This window comes from Lysinibacillus sp. (assembly GCF_032093475.1).
Taxonomy (GTDB): Bacteria; Bacillota; Bacilli; order Bacillales_A; family Planococcaceae; genus Lysinibacillus; species Lysinibacillus irui.
On record NZ_DAMDAY010000105.1, the window covers coordinates 1 to 16,258 of the forward strand.

The window sequence follows — 16,258 nt, forward strand, 5'->3', positions numbered from 1 at the left end:
ACAAAAACAACATCAGCGTTAGAAAAGCTTGGCTTTGAAGTGAGCTTTATGCCCTCTGTATTTAGTGCTGATATTTTCGTTAAAGAATTTCCGGCTGTAGCGGGTAGCTGTCCGAGTTGCCTGTTTATACGAGGAGAAAAGGCGAAAAGTACACTAAAGGATGGACTGCCGTTTGATTTAGTTGAGTGGACAGTTTACGAAACGGTGGAAAGACATGATCAGACATCTGTTATTATGAATTGTATTCATCACCAACAAGATGTTACTGTGATTTTTGCTAGTCCTTCAGCGGTTGATGTATACGCAAAGGATGTAGCGTCACAGATTGGCTGGCAAGCAACGCGTATCGCAGCCATCGGTCATATTACAGAAGCGGCTCTTGAACAATACGGTGCTACTGTGGATATTATGCCAAGTGTATATACAATGCAAGCAGTCATCGAAGAAATTATGAAAGTAGGGGACAAATCATGACAAAATTACAATTTCAAAGACATCGTCGCTTGCGTACGAATGCGACAATGCGATCAATGGTAAAAGAAACATATTTACATAAAGAGGACCTGATCTATCCTATTTTTGTAATTGAAGGCGAGAACATTAAAAATGAAGTACCTTCTATGCCTGGCGTTTTTCAATTTTCATTGGATAAATTGGAAGTAGAAATTGATGAGGTTGTAGCTTTAGGCATACCTGCAGTTATTTTATTTGGGTTACCAGCTGAAAAAGATGCTGTTGGAACAGGTGCGTTCCATGATCATGGTATCGTTCAAGAAGCGACTCGTTTAATAAAAAAACGTCATCCTGAGCTATTAGTTATTGCGGATACATGTTTATGTGAATTCACAGATCATGGACATTGCGGATTAATAGAAGGCGATCAAATTTTAAATGATCCTTCATTAGACGTGTTAGCCCGTACCGCTGTATCACAAGCAAAAGCAGGAGCGGATATTATTGCTCCATCTAATATGATGGATGGTTTTGTTGTAGCGATTCGTGCAGGACTTGACGAAGCAGGATTTGAACATATTCCAATTATGTCTTATGCAGTCAAATATGCATCTAGCTACTATGGTCCATTCCGTGACGCTGCAGATGGAGCTCCTCAATTTGGCGATCGTAAATCCTACCAAATGGATCCATCGAACCGCCTAGAGGCATTCCGTGAGGCAGAATCAGATATTGAAGAGGGAGCAGATTTCTTAATTGTGAAGCCGGCTCTTAGTTATTTAGATATTATCCGAGATATGAAAAATAACTATCCATTACCGCTTGTTGCCTATAATGTTTCTGGTGAATATGCGATGATTAAGGCGGCAGCTATAAATGGCTGGATTGAAGAGAAAAAAGTTGTGCTTGAAACATTATTAGGCATGAAACGAGCAGGCTCTGATTTAATCATCACGTATCATGCAAAAGATGTTGCACGTTGGTTGGAGGAGAAATAAATGACACGTTCTTACGAAAAATCAAAACAAGCCTATGCTGAGGCGGTTCAGTTAATGCCAGGTGGTGTTAGCAGCCCAGTACGTGCATTCAAATCAGTGAATATGGACCCGATTTTTATGGAATCTGGCCATGGTGCGATTATTAAAGACATTGACGGCAATGAGTATATTGATTACGTACTATCTTGGGGTCCATTAATTTTGGGACATACACATCCAGAGGTAGTCAAAGCGATTGCTGACACAGCAGCAAAAGGTTCATCCTTTGGTGCGCCAAGCTATACAGAAAATCGTTTAGCTCAATTAGTATTAGATCGTCTACCAGGCATGGAAATGATTCGCTTTGTTTCTTCAGGAACAGAAGCTACAATGTCTGCGTTACGTGTAGCTCGTGGGGTTACAGGGCGAGATAAAATTTTAAAATTTGAAGGTTCTTATCATGGTCATGGAGACTCTTTATTAATTAAAGCAGGTTCAGGAGTTGCGACATTAGGTTTACCTGATAGCCCTGGTGTTCCAGCAGATATTGCACGGAATACGTTAACAGTTGCCTATAATGATTTAGAAGGGGCAAAAGTTGTTTTCGAAAAATTTGGTGCAGAGCTAGCAGCAGTGATTGTAGAGCCTGTTGCAGGGAACATGGGTGTTGTACCACCAAAACCAGGTTTCTTAGAAGGTTTACGTGCACTTACATCTGAGCATGGCGCGTTATTAATCTTTGATGAGGTAATGACAGGCTTCCGTGTAGACTACGGTTGTGCACAAGGTTATTTTGGGGTAACGCCTGATATCACTACATTAGGTAAAGTTATTGGTGGAGGCCTCCCTGTAGGTGCATTTGCTGGGAAAAAAGAGATTATGGAGCAAGTAGCCCCTGCAGGACCGATTTATCAAGCGGGTACATTATCAGGAAACCCGTTGGCGATGACGGCTGGCTATGAAACGTTATCACGTTTAGATCACGGAACATATGATTACTTTAAACAATTAGGTGATCAGCTAGAGGCTGGTTTCCGTGAGGCAGCTACGAAATACAATATTCCACATACAGTAAATCGTGCTGGCTCGATGATTGGTTTCTTCTTTACAAATGATGAGGTTGTTGACTTTGCCTCAGCTAAAACATCCGACTTACAATTATTCGCGGAATACTTCCGATTGATGGCAGAGGAAGGCATCTTCCTGCCACCATCTCAGTTTGAGGGATTATTTATTTCTACAGCTCATACGGAAGAACACATTACTAAAACAGTAGATGCATTCTATAAAGTGTTTGCGCAATTAGCGCGATAAAAATGAGAGAGCATGATAGAAGAATTTCTATCATGCTCTTTTTTGATGACCAAAATTGAAAATAAGGTAGTGCTTGAGGAATGAATGAGAAAAATGAGGAACTAGCATATATTAACTAGTAAGCAAGATCATCTATACTGGATGAAGGACCTGTTTTTGTCAAAATTATATCTTTCAGCATAGCCAAATTGTGGGCGATATCGTTTATAATATAGCTATTCATAAAAGAAAGTAGTGAATTGATATGGCAACAGGCACACATACAGTCGAAGTACCCGTAGGAATTGATCATGTATGGGATTTCGTCAGTGATATGGAAAAATGGGCAAAACTTGTCCCAGGTTATAATTCACATGAAATGATTGATGATAAACATTCAACATGGACATTTAAAGGTAATGTTGGTGTTTTGAAAAAAACAGTAGAAGTAGAAATTATCATTTTAGAATGGGTAGCGCCCTCAAAAGTAACATTCGAATTAAAGGGGCTTTCTGATAATTTCACTGGAAATGGCTATTTCCTTGCAGAAAGCATTGATGCTGAAAATACAAAAATGACAGGTTTTTTAGAAGTAGTCGCTGGCGGCTTGGCAGGACCTGTTTTAAATCCAATTTTCAAACCGATCGTTCCAAAAGCAACACAAATGTTAACAGATCGTGTAGCGAATAAAATTAAATTAGTACATGTTTAATTGAATGGAAGATCATTCATAAAATGGCATGCTAGATGAAATTCTCTAGCATGCCATTTTTTTACTAGAATGCTCTTATCGTTGTATGTAACTTGAAGCATTCTAGCATACTACCCTCCCAATTGTCATATGATGCAAAGGGAGGGATTATTATCGAACAAAAAACATGGAATATGCGCGAAACATTTTGTTTTCCTGGATACGGCTGCCCAACTGAAATAGCAGCAGTGCAAATTAAGCCTCAGTGGCAGGCAATGCAGTTAGAGGATTCACTTCGACTTATGGGCATCTACCACATCACCGCTCACGTTCGCTTTGATTTTCAAGATATGGAAGCATTTACAGACGATGAAGAACTAATTACAATTGATGCCCTTGATATCCAAGGCGATACTGGTTATTTTGAGTATGCTGTACCTTTACATGTGGATTTACCAAAAGAATCGGATCTTAAAGATTTAATGGTCAAAGATATTCGTCCTAGTCTAACAAATCAAATGTGTCAGCTTGAGTGGACAGTAACAAGTATTTTTAATGAATATGAGCCCATTGTTGAAAAGGATATGTTAGACAGTCAACACCTCTCTGTTCAAGCCTTCGAGCAAGAAAAGGCGATTGCTACGATTGAAGAAAGTATGCATATAGAACAACCCCAAGCCGTAGCAGCAGCTTCACGCCAAGAAAAAGTGACAACAGTAGACCAAAAAGCAGTGATGAGGGAATCCTCCAGTCATATTGTTGTGCGTGAATCCAGCTCCTGGCATGAAGTGCCTTCCATGATTTGGGACCTTACAGAAGAATATACACCGCTTAAAGTCCGTGTTTCAAATGATGTCTTTCAAAAGTAAATAGCAGAGAAGTAGCAGGAGCAATAAGAAGATTAGATCACCTGATGTTGGCACAATAATGACACGGATAAATTGAAAAGCACAAATGGGTACGATAATAGTTCTACAATAAAAACGAACCTGCCGTAGCCAAGGTGGTAAAAGCCAAGGGTTATACTTGCGTCGTCGCATTTGAATACTCACTTCCTTTCTATTTACTTTACTCTTACTAAAAGATGACTAAATCACTTGAAAAATGACACGTTTCTGCGGTACAATAAGGAAAATCAAATACAGATGCTATGATGGGGAAGAGTAAATTATATTTACATTTTCAGAGAGGAAACGGTTGCTGAGAAGTTTCTATTTGTACGTAATTGAAGGTAGCCCTTGAGCAGCTTTAGTGAACTAATAGTAGTTAAAGCCGGTTAAACACCGTTACCGAATTAAGAGCCAGTAATTTAGGCTGAGAAAATGTGATTTATTTACATTTATCTTATCTACTGCTGGAATTAAAGGTGGTACCGCGAACTAAAACTCCTTCGTCCTTTTTGACGAGAGGAGTTTTTTTGTTGGGTAAAAAATGAACAGCGTTATTTTACCAACATTCTACAGACATTAGGAGGAGTCAATATGACAGAAAACATTTCAATGCCAACAAAATATGACCCGAAGTCCATAGAAGCAGGTCGCTATGAATGGTGGTTGCAAGGGAAATTTTTCGAGGCACAGCCTGAAAGCGGGAAAAAACCCTATTCAATCGTTATTCCACCACCAAATGTAACAGGAAAATTACACCTTGGTCACGCTTGGGATACAACATTACAAGATATTCTTATTCGTATGAAACGAATGCAAGGCTACGATGCACTATGGCTACCAGGTATGGACCATGCAGGTATTGCCACTCAAGCTAAAGTAGAAGCGAAACTGCGTGAAGATAATATTACACGTTATGATTTAGGTCGTGAAAAATTCCTTGAAAAAACATGGGAATGGAAAGAAGAATATGCTGGACATATTCGCGATCAATGGGCAAAGCTTGGCCTTGGATTAGACTATACGCGTGAACGTTTCACATTAGATAGTGGTCTTTCAGATGCTGTTAAAACAGTGTTTGTTCAATTATATGAAAAAGGTTTAATTTACCGTGGTGAACGCATTATTAACTGGGACCCTGCAGCGAAAACAGCATTGTCAGATATCGAGGTAATATACCAGGATGTGCAAGGTGCCTTTTACCATATGAAATATCCTTTAGCTGATGGTTCAGGATATGTGGAAGTTGCCACAACACGTCCAGAAACAATGCTAGGTGACTCTGGGGTAGCAGTTCACCCGAATGATGAGCGCTATAAGCATTTAATTGGTAAAACGGTTATTTTACCGATTGTAGGCCGCGAAATTCCAATTGTTGCAGACGATTACGTTGACATGGAATTTGGTACTGGGGTTGTTAAAATGACTCCTGCCCATGATCCAAACGACTTTGAAGTAGGTAACCGTCACAATCTAGAGCGCATCCTTGTCATGAATGAAGATGGCACAATGAACGATCTTGCTGGTAAGTATAAAGGAATGGACCGTTTCGAATGCCGTAAGCAAATCGTTGCTGATTTACAAGAAGCAGGCGTGCTAATCCGAATTGAAGAGCATATGCATTCAGTAGGACACTCGGAACGTTCAGGTGCTGTTGTTGAGCCATATCTTTCAGCACAATGGTTCGTTAAAATGCAGCCACTTGCTGATGCTTCCCTTGAACTACAAAAGGACGCAGAAGGGAAAGTAAACTTCGTACCAGCTCGTTTTGAAAACACATATTCTCGCTGGATGGAAAATATTCGTGATTGGTGTATCTCTCGTCAATTATGGTGGGGTCATCAAATCCCAGCTTGGTATCATAATGAAACAGGCGAAATCTACGTAGGGAAAGAAGCCCCAGCTGATGCAGAAAATTGGACACAGGATGAAGATGTCCTAGATACTTGGTTCTCATCTGCACTATGGCCGTTTTCTACAATGGGCTGGCCGGATGAAGCGAATGAAGAATATAAACGCTATTACCCAACAAATACACTTGTAACGGGCTATGATATTATTTTCTTCTGGGTATCTCGCATGATTTTCCAAGGTTTAGAATTCACAGGTCAACGGCCATTCCAAGATGTATTAATTCACGGCTTAGTACGTGATGGCGAAGGACGTAAAATGAGTAAATCACTTGGCAATGGTGTTGATCCAATGGATGTTATTGAACAATATGGTGCTGATTCATTACGTTACTTCTTAGCAACAGGTTCATCACCTGGTCAAGATTTGCGCTATACAACCGAAAAAGTAGAGTCAGTATGGAACTTTGCTAATAAGATTTGGAATGCATCACGTTTTGCGCTTATGAATATGGACGGTATGACATTTGATGAAATCGACTTAACAGGTGAAAAATCCGTTGCTGACAAATGGATCTTAACGCGCTTAAATGAGACTATCGAACGTGTAACTTCTCTTGCAGAACGCTATGAATTTGGAGAAGTAGGCCGTGAACTTTACAATTTCATTTGGGATGATTTCTGTTCTTGGTACATTGAAATGGCGAAATTACCACTTTACGGTGAGGATGAAGCAGCTAAAAAGACAACTCGTTCTATTTTAGCTTACGTTCTAGATCAAACAATGCGTCTATTACATCCATTTATGCCGTTCATTACAGAGGAAATTTGGCAGCACTTACCGCATGATGGTGAATCTATTACTGTGGCTGCATGGCCAACAGTACGTGAGGACCTTCATTTTGCTGATGAAGCAGATAATATGAAGCTCCTAATGGATATTATACGTTCAGTACGTAATATTCGTGCGGAAGTGAACACACCAATGAGCAAAAAAGTACCGTTATTTATTTCAGCAAAAGATGCTGCAACAGTGACGGTTCTTGAGGCGAATAAAGCTTATTTAGAAAAATTCTGTAATCCTGATACACTAACAATTGGTGAAGGCTTAGAAGCGCCAGGTCAATCAATGACGGCAGTTGTGACAGGAGCACAAGTTTTCTTACCACTTGTTGGACTTATTAACCTAGAGGAAGAAATCGCTCGCCTTGAAAAAGAGTTAGAGAAATGGGCAAAAGAAGTGAAGCTTGTTACAGGTAAGCTATCAAATGAGAAATTTGTATCGAAAGCACCTGAAGCATTAGTGAATGCAGAGCGTGAAAAATTAGCGGATTATGAAAGTAAACATGCCGTTGTTTTAAAACGTTTAGAAGAGTTAAAAAATATGTAAGCTAGAAGCAATGGATGAGGAAAGTCATCCATTGCTTTTTTTGTGCGGCTTAGGAAAAACATATAGTGTTATTTACAATAATCTTTGGATTTATATATCAATACTAAAAAGAACTTCCACTGATAAATAATGACGTCAAATTATTTTAGAAAATATGGGTGCTTTTCTAGATGCTCACCAGATGCATAAACAAAAGAGAGTGCTAACATGCAGTCGCTCACTTCGTGTTTTTTAGAGTTTTGACATTTAGCTATGTTATTAAATGATACTTGTACTAAAATAAAGGTATTGCAGTAAGAGGGAGTGTTTTCTATTGTTTAACACAATGAAGGAATGTACAAAATTTATCTTTACTTTAAAAGCAGTTGATCATAAACGTCAGCCTCTTGTACTCATGCGGGAAGTACTAGCTCATTTGAACAATCCACAAGACAAACTACGCGTTATCCATGTGGCCGGTTCAAATGGCAAAGGTTCAACAGTCAATGCACTAAGAGAAATGCTACAACATGCAGGTTACAAAGTAGGAGCATTTACGTCCCCGCATTTAGAGCGAGTTAATGAACGTATAACCATTAATGGCGTACAAATCTCTGATGAGCAATTTTTATACTATTTCAATCAAGTTGCCGAAATAATAGAAGAGCAATACAATGGAGATTTTCCGAGCTTCTTTGAAGTAGTGACATTAATAATGTTCCAATATTTTGCCGATCGAGAAGTAGATTTAGCGCTTATTGAAACAGGTCTTGGAGGACGTTTAGATGCAACAAATGTTGTAACACCACTTTTAGCCATCATTACAACAATCTCTCTTGAACATACAGCATTTTTAGGTGACACATTTGCAAAGGTTGCTGCCGAAAAAGCTGGAATCATCAAGGATGGCTTACCTGTTGTCGTTGGTGTGGAGCATGAGGAGGCATTGGCTGTCATAAAAGCTACATCAGAAGAACGACATGCACCGTGCTTTATTTTAGGGCAAGATTTCAAGGTTTCCTCTATTTCCCAAAATACAGACTTTCAGCAATTTACATATGAAAGAGAACAGTTCAGGATGTCAAATATATCCTTAAAAATGGCTGGCCCTCATCAAATTAGTAATGCAAGTCTTGCGATAACGGCTATGCTCATCTTACGTGAGGAAGGAGCAATCACCATTGCTGACGATTCAATACGTCACGGTCTACGTCGTGCGCAATGGGCAGGACGCTTTGAACAATGGCCTAATCATATAATTCTAGATGGGGCGCATAATTCCGAAGGTACAGCTGCCCTTATTAAAACACTAGAAGGAGTCTATCCGCAAAAAAAATATCACTTTATTTATGCTGCATTAGCAGATAAGGATCATGCCAACAGCATTGCGTTAATGGATGCCGTTGCAACTTCTATTGCTTTTACACAAATAAATTTACCAAATGCGATGGATGCCGAAAGCTTAGCGATATTGTCAACAAATCCTAATAAACTACATCATCAAGAATGGCAACATACCGTTCAAACAGTCTTACATGAGAGACATAAAGAAGATATTGTGGTGATTACAGGTTCTTTATACTTTATAGCGGAAGTTCGACAATGGCTACAGGGGGATGGACAATGATACCAAGCTTTGATCATTATAAAGTGAAGTGGCAAGTCGAAAGTGATGATGTCATTAAACCTGGTCTAGCGGCCATTGAAGAAGCTTTGTCTCTAGTAGGTAATCCGCAACAAACATTGCGTGTTGTCCATTTAGCTGGCTCTAATGGGAAGGGCTCTACATTAACCTTCCTAGAGGCCATTGCTCAAGAACATGGATTACGAGTGGGTAAATTTATGTCACCTTGTATAGTTGATGTTCATGATCAAATTCAAGTAAATGGTCAAGCTATTTCAGCTACTGAAATGGACCGAGTATTTCAACAAATGCAGCAAGCAGGACTTAGTGGGAAATTAACAGATTTTGAGCTCTTAACGGTAGTAGCCTTTTTACATTTTGTAAATAAGAAGGTGGATATCGCGTTGATTGAAGCGGGTATGGGTGGTTTATTGGATAGCACGAATGTCGTAACACCGATTGCTTCCATTATCCCGAGCATAGCTTTAGAACATACAAAGTTTTTAGGGGATACACTTGAAAGTATTGCCCATCACAAAGCGGGGATTATTAAACAACATTGCCCGGTCATTATTGGTGAATTACCAGACGCAGCGAAGCGTGTTGTTTATAATAAAGCTTCTGACAAAAGAGCCGCTGTTTTTGAATTAGGCCATCATTTTGCGATTATGGCCACTCCTGATGGGGAATGCTATACGAATGAAGCCCAACATTGCCAAATTTCAAACCTAACACGTTCCATGAAAGGTGGACATCAGGCAAATAATATGGCACTAGCTATCACAGCGTTTTTTGAAGTGGCTTCTGTTTTAAATGTATCGATCAATCATTCAGCCATTAGACAAGCGGTGCAAAATGCCTCGATTTTAGGACGTTTTGAAGAAATAATGCCTTTTATTATTTTGGATGGTGCTCATAATCCAGCAAGTGCAGAAAAATTAGTAGAAACGATTAAGAATGAGTTTCCTAGTGAACCGATCACATTTGTCATTGGTATACTAGCAGATAAAGATGTTCAGCAGATTTTACAAATTTTTGAGCAGGTTAGTGATGATTTTTATTTTGTTGATTTTGACAATCCACGTGCCATGACTGCGCAAAAAATGCTAGAGCTTTCTAATGCAACTTCAAAGACCGTCCTAGTTGATTATGCCTCCTTTTTACAGGCACAATCACAGAGCAAGCAAAGAACGGTTGTATCTGGCTCGTTATATTTATTAACAGCTGTCCGTAATAGATTAAAAGAATGAAAAGACTAGGGCTCTTGAGAGAGGGTCCTAGTTTTTTTATATATACTAGCAAACCTAGTTATGTATCAAAAAACAATAATTTCGCATTTACACTTCATAACCTACATATACTTATATCATATTGAATCATAGTATGTTTGAAAAAGTTACTCGTAGGATAGATAGGTGGAAGGATGAGGTGAAGATGAATGAAAATTGTCAATCATGTGATGAAAAAACAAATATTTCGAGCAATGATTATAGGTGGATTTGTTGGTCTATTAGGGGTAGCTATTTTTTTGGGTGCTTTACAAGCGAGTACGCAATTACCATTAAAGAAAAACGGTAGTGAAGTGGCAAATAATCAATCACAATCAGAGACGATTCCAACTGCTGGTGAGACAAGCAATACATCGAATGCATCGATGTTTTTTGCTAGCCAAGCAGGCGTCTACTCAAATTATGAGAGTGCCAGTTCATTCGTTGCAGAGTACCCTGCGTTAAAAGAGAGCGCAATTGTTCAAGTTGATGGGAAATTTTATGTATGGACAAGCATGGTGACTGAAGAAAGTCAGCTTGAATTTTTACAGGAACCTGCAACATTTAAAAAAGCCTTTAGTGTTAGTGGTGAAAGTTGTAAGGAGCCCACACTTGCGGAAATACCTGCAGCTTTAGCAGATAAAAATGCCACAAAATTAAATTTTAAGGAAAAAGGAAAAGATTCCACATTACCTGAGGATTGGCAATCTATTGGTGCGGCAGCCTCTACTATTTCCAACGATCTTAATATCATCCGCTTGCACGTTTTTTCTCATTATCAATCGAAGAATACGTGTCTACAGGTTAAATTTTAATCATAAAACATAGCGAAATCCTCGTTATCTTGATTTTTAAAAAATTTTCAAATAGCCCATTCTTCGCTATCATAAGGATAAGGAGGAATGGTCAGATAATGTTGAAAACAAATCATAAGCTTATACTTGCTTCTGCTTCACCTAGACGGAAGGAATTGCTTGGCATGTTAGCTCTTCCATTTGAGGTTATGACAAGTAAAGTGGAAGAAACAAGTGTACAAGCAGAAACCATGCAGGATTATGTAAAAGGAGTAGCTTTATTAAAGACACGCGATGTAGCCAAAAAAGCATCAGAAGCCACGATTATTGGCGCGGATACAATCGTAGTGTACGACAATGAGCTACTACATAAGCCAAAATCTCGTGAGGAAGCTATTTCTCACTTACAACGTCTATCAGACAATAAGCATGTTGTGATGACGGCTGTAGCCATTATTGAGCCAAGTGGTCAGGAAACTGTTTTTGTGGAAGAAACTACAGTTGTTTTTCACCAATTAACACAAAAACTAATCGAAGCATATGTAGATTCTGGTGATCCATTTGATAAAGCTGGTGGATATGGCATACAAACAATCGGTACATTATTAGTTAAACGAATTGAAGGAGATTATAACAATGTTGTAGGTCTACCACTTGCAGCTTTGTTTTCGCAATTGGTAGCGCTACAAATAGTCCAATTTGCGAAGGAGTGAGTATGTTTGCTAGAAGTACCAACTTTAATGATACGTGATGTCAATATGGAGGATCGTCCCCGTGAACGGCTACTACGGCAAGGGGCTGAAAGTTTGTCTAACCTAGAGCTACTTGCTATTTTGTTAAGGACAGGCACAAAGGAAGAATCTGTGCTAGTTCTTGCCAATAGAGTTTTAAATGTTTTTGAACGACTACACCATCTGAAGCACGCAACCATCGAAGAAATGGTGGCCATTAAAGGAATAGGAGAGGTAAAAGCTATTCAATTATTAGCAGCCATTGAACTTGGAAGACGTCTGGCTCAGAAGCATAATGATGAAAAATTTACTATTCGCTCTCCACAAGATGCAGCGGCCTATTTAATGCCTGATATGACTTCGCTTAATCAGGAACATTTTGTCGTTCTGTTTTTAAATATCAAGAATCAAATTATTCATAAACAAACGATTTTTATTGGCAGTTTAAATGCCTCCATCGTACATCCTAGGGAAATTTTTCGTGAAGCTGTCAAGAGATCTGCTGCTTCAATTATTTGTGCCCATAATCACCCTAGTGGAGTTCCAACGCCAAGTACGGAGGATATTGAAGTTACGAAGCGTATCGTTGAAGCTGGTTATATTATCGGCATTGAATTAATCGATCATGTTATTATTGGTGATCATCAATTTATTAGTTTGAAGGAAAAAGGATATTTTTAACTCTGCATGTATTGTGCAGAGTTTTTTGCTTTCGGTAGGAGGGGCTAGCAATACCTATTGATTACATCATGTAAGTCAGCTAAAAAATCTGTGCAATAATAACATCAAAGTGTCAATGATAGGTAGTCATAAAATTTTTGTATTTTTTTGTGGTATATTGGCGAACCTTTTTCCTTACAAATCGTTAATGTATTCATAGAAACTCTATTATCTTCACAAAAATTGGTAGCCTGATACACATTGTTTTATGAGAATAAAAATTATATGCTAATCTATACGTACTATTTTTAGTTTAAGAGGGAATTAAAATAGTATCTTTTCTGTGAGATGGAGTATGTGGCACTACAAATTCTTGCGTTATTCCGTTATAATGAAAGGTATGAATTTTATCTTTATTCAGGAAGGACTCCCATCGAAAATTGGTGGTGAGGTGAATGAGTGTGTAGTTTTTTCGTGGTGTGAATCACCGGCTGATGAAGATAAACAATTTGACGGATGTTATGGATTTTGAGAGGAGTCAATTGTGTAGATACACTACACAATTCAATTTTCCTATACATTGTCGTCAAAGATAATGGATGTCAACGAAAGTATGGCTTATATAGAAAGGGAGTACACAATTTGTTTGGACTAGGAAGTAAAGATGTCGGGATTGACCTCGGCACAGCGAATACATTAGTGTTTATTAAAGGAAAGGGAATCGTTTTACGTGAACCTTCAGTGGTAGCAAAAAATACAAAAACAGGAGATATCGTTGCCGTTGGTAATGATGCGAAAAATATGATTGGTCGTACACCTGGCTCAATCGTAGCAATTCGCCCAATGAAAGATGGTGTTATTGCTGATTTCGATATTACAACAGCAATGATTGAGTATTATTTAAAAGAAGCATGTAAAAACTCCGGCGGTAACTGGAAAAAACCAAATGTTATGATTTGTGTGCCGTACGGTATTACATCAGTTGAACAACGTGCGGTTATTGATGCTGCTCGACAAGCCGGTGCAAAAGAGGCTTTCACAATCGAAGAGCCATTTGCAGCAGCGATCGGTTCTAATCTACCTGTATGGGATCCTACTGGCTCAATGGTTGTTGATATCGGTGGTGGTACAACAGAAGTTGCAGTTATTTCATTAGGTGGTATTGTAACAAGTGAATCTGTACGTGTTGGTGGGGATGCTATGGACCAATCTATCATCTCATATATTCGTAAAACGTATAATTTAACAATTGGTGAACGTACAGCAGAAGCTGTGAAAATGGAAATTGGTACTGCCTTAGCAGAAGGTTCAGAGGAAAAAATGGAAATTAGAGGACGTGACCTGTTAACTGGTTTACCGAAAACAATTGAAATTTCTTCACAGGAAATTTCTGAATCATTACGTGAAGCTGTTGCATCTATTATTGATGGTGTTCGAAAAACATTAGAACAAACTCCTCCTGAATTGTCTGCTGACGTTATGGAACGCGGAATTGTTTTAACTGGTGGTGGTGCGCTATTAACTAACTTGGACAAAGTGATTAGCCAAGAAACAAACATGCCAGTATTTATCGCGGAAGATCCGTTAGATTGTGTAGCAATTGGTACAGGTAAGGCTTTAGATCATATCGACTTAATTCGTCAACAACAAGTTAAAGGGTAAGGGGGTTTAGGCAATGCCACACTTTTTTTTCAATAAGAAAGTAATTTTGCTGCTCGTAGGCATGGTATTTCTTGTGGCATTGATTAGCTTCTCATTACGTGATCGGACGAATGCAACTTTACCAGAGCAAATTATTAAAGATACTGTCGGCGTCGCACAATCAATTGTTGCGAAGCCGGCAAATTATATTAATGGCATTTTTAATAATATTGACTCCCTCTTATACACGTACGAAGAAAATAAACGTTTAAAAGCACGCTTAGAAGATTTTGCAGTTGTACAAGCTGAGGCTACGGATTTAAAATCAGAGAATAGCAAGCTTCGAGAGCTATTGGGTAAAACTGAGAGCTTAAAAGCATTTAATCCAATTCATGCAACAGTGATTGCTAGAAATCCTGACCAATGGGAAGAGAAAATTATTTTAGATAAAGGGTCTTCTCATGGAGTTCAAAAGAATATGGCAGTTATGACGGCGAAAGGACTAGTTGGTAAGATTACACTAGTAACACCTTTCACATCTGAGGTAGAGCTTTTATATACAAATAATCCAAACTATCGTGTATCTGCGATGGTGTTAGGAGAAAAAGAAGCATACGGTTTAATCGAGGGCTTTGATGAAGAACGTAATGAACTCATTATGAAGCGAATCGATTCTAGCATGAAGGTTAAGGAAGGCGAGCAAGTAGTTTCTTCAGGGCTTGGTGGAATTTTCCCTAAAGGTGTCCCGATTGGAGAAATTACAGAAGTTAGTACAGATGATCATGGCTTAACGAAAATGGCTTATGTCAAACCATCTGCTGAGTTTTCAATTTTAGAGCATGTCGTGATTGCAAAGCGTACGTCAACAGCTATTGATGGCTCAGATGGCAATGCAACAAATAAGGATTTATCGAATCCGCCAGAGGCGAATAAAGAGGAGGCGGAGTGATGGTTCGATTTCTCATTCCCTCTGTGGCGGTTTTACTGTTCTTAGTAGAACCAGAGTTTGCCATGCTTTCCCCAATTGAAATTAAAGGGGAAGTCTATTATCTGATACCGCGTTTTTTAATCTTATATTTAATTTTTATATCCATCTATTACAGCCGTCAACGTGCGGTAATGTATGGACTTTTTTTTGGTGTCTTGTATGATGTCTTTTACATTGATATTATTGGATTATATTCAGTACTTTATCCACTTATTTGTTTTTTAGCAGGGTCTATCGTGAAAGTTATACATCAGCACTTAGTTGTGACAACGACAATTTCAGTTGTTCTAGTAGCAATTTTAGAATTTATACTCTATCAATTCTTCTTCTTAATCGATTTTACAGCAATACCTTTAGCGGATTTCTTACGTTCACGACTATTGCCAACAATCATTGCCAATGCTTTATTTTTAATGATTCTTGGTTGGGCCTTCAAATATCTAATTAATGCGCGTGTCTTACAGAGAGCACGTGAAGTTTCTTAATAAAGAACAACGTGAGGTGAGGCATTCATGAAAAAACAGTTAGTTAATATGAAGGGAACGAAGGACGGTTTTGTACTACGCCTAGACGACCAATGTGCGTATGGCGAGTTAGTGGAAGAATTAAAGAAAAAAGTTTTAGAAGGCGGTATCGATGGTAAAGTAGATGTACAATTATACTTAGGCTATCGATACTGTACTGATGACCAAATTAATGAATTGATCAAAATTGTCGAAGAAACAGAGCAACTTATTGTATTAAAGGTGCAAAGTGAAGTACTGACTGTCCATGAAAGCAACCAGAAAATGATTGAAAGTCAACAAGATACATATATTGGCGTGGTCAGATCAGGACAAATTCTGCGTTCGTCAGGAGACATTATCATCGTTGGAAATGTAAATCCGAATGGTCGTGTAGAGGCTGGTGGTAATGTATATGTCCTAGGTAAATTGAAAGGGATTGCACATGCAGGCGTGCATGGTAATAAAGAAGCCATCATTGCGGCATCTCGATTCGAAGCCACACATATCATGATTGCCGATCAAGCTC

15 protein-coding genes and 1 other annotated feature are annotated in these 16,258 nt (G+C 38.7%); all 15 genes read left to right on the forward strand.

All coding sequences use genetic code 11. The features are described 5' to 3' along the window. A partial coding sequence (locus RT445_RS18330) for a uroporphyrinogen-III synthase (protein ID WP_313471189.1) occupies nucleotides 1–474 on the forward strand: 474 nt, incomplete at its 5' end. After that, a complete protein-coding gene (gene hemB, locus RT445_RS18335; RefSeq protein ID WP_274793950.1) occupies nucleotides 471–1,451 on the forward strand; it encodes a porphobilinogen synthase in 981 nt (326 codons plus the stop codon). The genes RT445_RS18330 and hemB, both read left to right, overlap by 4 nt. Continuing rightward, nucleotides 1,452–2,744 (forward strand): glutamate-1-semialdehyde 2,1-aminomutase, encoded by a 1,293-nt coding sequence (gene hemL / locus RT445_RS18340; protein WP_312506765.1) that lies wholly within the window; start codon nucleotides 1,452–1,454, stop codon nucleotides 2,742–2,744. Between the two features lie 244 nt (nucleotides 2,745–2,988). Continuing rightward, nucleotides 2,989–3,435, forward strand: coding sequence for an SRPBCC family protein (locus RT445_RS18345; RefSeq protein ID WP_313471191.1), 447 nt, complete (start codon nucleotides 2,989–2,991; stop codon nucleotides 3,433–3,435). 92 nt (nucleotides 3,436–3,527) lie between these two features. Then, a complete protein-coding gene (locus tag RT445_RS18350; RefSeq protein ID WP_312506764.1) occupies nucleotides 3,528–4,283 on the forward strand; it encodes a valyl-tRNA synthetase in 756 nt (251 codons plus the stop codon). Between the two features lie 272 nt (nucleotides 4,284–4,555). Continuing rightward, nucleotides 4,556–4,815 (forward strand) — a binding site (T-box leader). A gap of 80 nt (nucleotides 4,816–4,895) precedes the next feature. Next, nucleotides 4,896–7,541, forward strand: a complete 2,646-nt coding sequence (locus RT445_RS18355; protein ID WP_312506763.1) for a valine--tRNA ligase — start codon at nucleotides 4,896–4,898, stop codon at nucleotides 7,539–7,541. Between the two features lie 325 nt (nucleotides 7,542–7,866). After that, nucleotides 7,867–9,147, forward strand: a complete 1,281-nt coding sequence (locus RT445_RS18360) for a bifunctional folylpolyglutamate synthase/dihydrofolate synthase (RefSeq protein WP_312506782.1) — start codon at nucleotides 7,867–7,869, stop codon at nucleotides 9,145–9,147. Further along, nucleotides 9,144–10,394 carry a bifunctional folylpolyglutamate synthase/dihydrofolate synthase gene (locus tag RT445_RS18365; protein WP_312506762.1) on the forward strand — a complete coding sequence of 417 codons (1,251 nt, stop codon included), beginning with the start codon at nucleotides 9,144–9,146 and terminating at the stop codon, nucleotides 10,392–10,394. The genes RT445_RS18360 and RT445_RS18365 overlap by 4 nt, the downstream gene beginning before the upstream one ends. A gap of 188 nt (nucleotides 10,395–10,582) precedes the next feature. After that, nucleotides 10,583–11,227, forward strand: coding sequence for a hypothetical protein (locus RT445_RS18370; protein ID WP_274793943.1), 645 nt, complete (start codon nucleotides 10,583–10,585; stop codon nucleotides 11,225–11,227). 98 nt (nucleotides 11,228–11,325) lie between these two features. Beyond that, the gene (locus tag RT445_RS18375; protein WP_274793942.1) at nucleotides 11,326–11,919 is read left to right on the forward strand and encodes a Maf family protein; all 594 of its coding nucleotides are present in this window, start codon (nucleotides 11,326–11,328) and stop codon (nucleotides 11,917–11,919) included. 27 nt (nucleotides 11,920–11,946) lie between these two features. Then, nucleotides 11,947–12,618 (forward strand): RadC family protein, encoded by a 672-nt coding sequence (radC, locus tag RT445_RS18380; protein ID WP_312506781.1) that lies wholly within the window; start codon nucleotides 11,947–11,949, stop codon nucleotides 12,616–12,618. Between the two features lie 621 nt (nucleotides 12,619–13,239). Beyond that, nucleotides 13,240–14,259, forward strand: a complete 1,020-nt coding sequence (locus tag RT445_RS18385; RefSeq protein ID WP_274793941.1) for a rod shape-determining protein — start codon at nucleotides 13,240–13,242, stop codon at nucleotides 14,257–14,259. Between the two features lie 13 nt (nucleotides 14,260–14,272). Next, complete coding sequence (gene mreC, locus RT445_RS18390) at nucleotides 14,273–15,187, forward strand: rod shape-determining protein MreC (protein WP_313471197.1); 915 nt, start codon at nucleotides 14,273–14,275, stop codon at nucleotides 15,185–15,187. Beyond that, nucleotides 15,187–15,711, forward strand: coding sequence for a rod shape-determining protein MreD (gene mreD, locus RT445_RS18395; protein WP_274793939.1), 525 nt, complete (start codon nucleotides 15,187–15,189; stop codon nucleotides 15,709–15,711). Before mreC ends, mreD begins: the two co-directional genes overlap by 1 nt. Before the next feature lie 27 nt (nucleotides 15,712–15,738). Continuing rightward, nucleotides 15,739–16,258, forward strand: a 520-nt coding sequence (locus RT445_RS18400) for a septum site-determining protein MinC (protein ID WP_313471200.1), incomplete at its 3' end; no start/stop codon positions are given.

Excerpts from the sequence above, each read along its gene's own strand:
- RT445_RS18355 (WP_312506763.1), top strand. The coding sequence starts at position 4,896 with ATGACAGAAAACATTTCAATGCCAACAAAATATGACCCGAAGTCCATA.
- hemL (WP_312506765.1), top strand. The coding sequence starts at position 1,452 with ATGACACGTTCTTACGAAAAATCAAAACAAGCCTATGCTGAGGCGGTT.
- RT445_RS18345 (WP_313471191.1), top strand. The coding sequence starts at position 2,989 with ATGGCAACAGGCACACATACAGTCGAAGTACCCGTAGGAATTGATCAT.
- RT445_RS18375 (WP_274793942.1), top strand. The coding sequence starts at position 11,326 with ATGTTGAAAACAAATCATAAGCTTATACTTGCTTCTGCTTCACCTAGA.
- mreD (WP_274793939.1), top strand. The coding sequence starts at position 15,187 with ATGGTTCGATTTCTCATTCCCTCTGTGGCGGTTTTACTGTTCTTAGTA.
- RT445_RS18370 (WP_274793943.1), top strand. The coding sequence starts at position 10,583 with ATGAAAATTGTCAATCATGTGATGAAAAAACAAATATTTCGAGCAATG.
- RT445_RS18365 (WP_312506762.1), top strand. The coding sequence starts at position 9,144 with ATGATACCAAGCTTTGATCATTATAAAGTGAAGTGGCAAGTCGAAAGT.
- RT445_RS18360 (WP_312506782.1), top strand. The coding sequence starts at position 7,867 with ATGAAGGAATGTACAAAATTTATCTTTACTTTAAAAGCAGTTGATCAT.
- hemB (WP_274793950.1), top strand. The coding sequence starts at position 471 with ATGACAAAATTACAATTTCAAAGACATCGTCGCTTGCGTACGAATGCG.
- radC (WP_312506781.1), top strand. The coding sequence starts at position 11,947 with ATGATACGTGATGTCAATATGGAGGATCGTCCCCGTGAACGGCTACTA.
- mreC (WP_313471197.1), top strand. The coding sequence starts at position 14,273 with ATGCCACACTTTTTTTTCAATAAGAAAGTAATTTTGCTGCTCGTAGGC.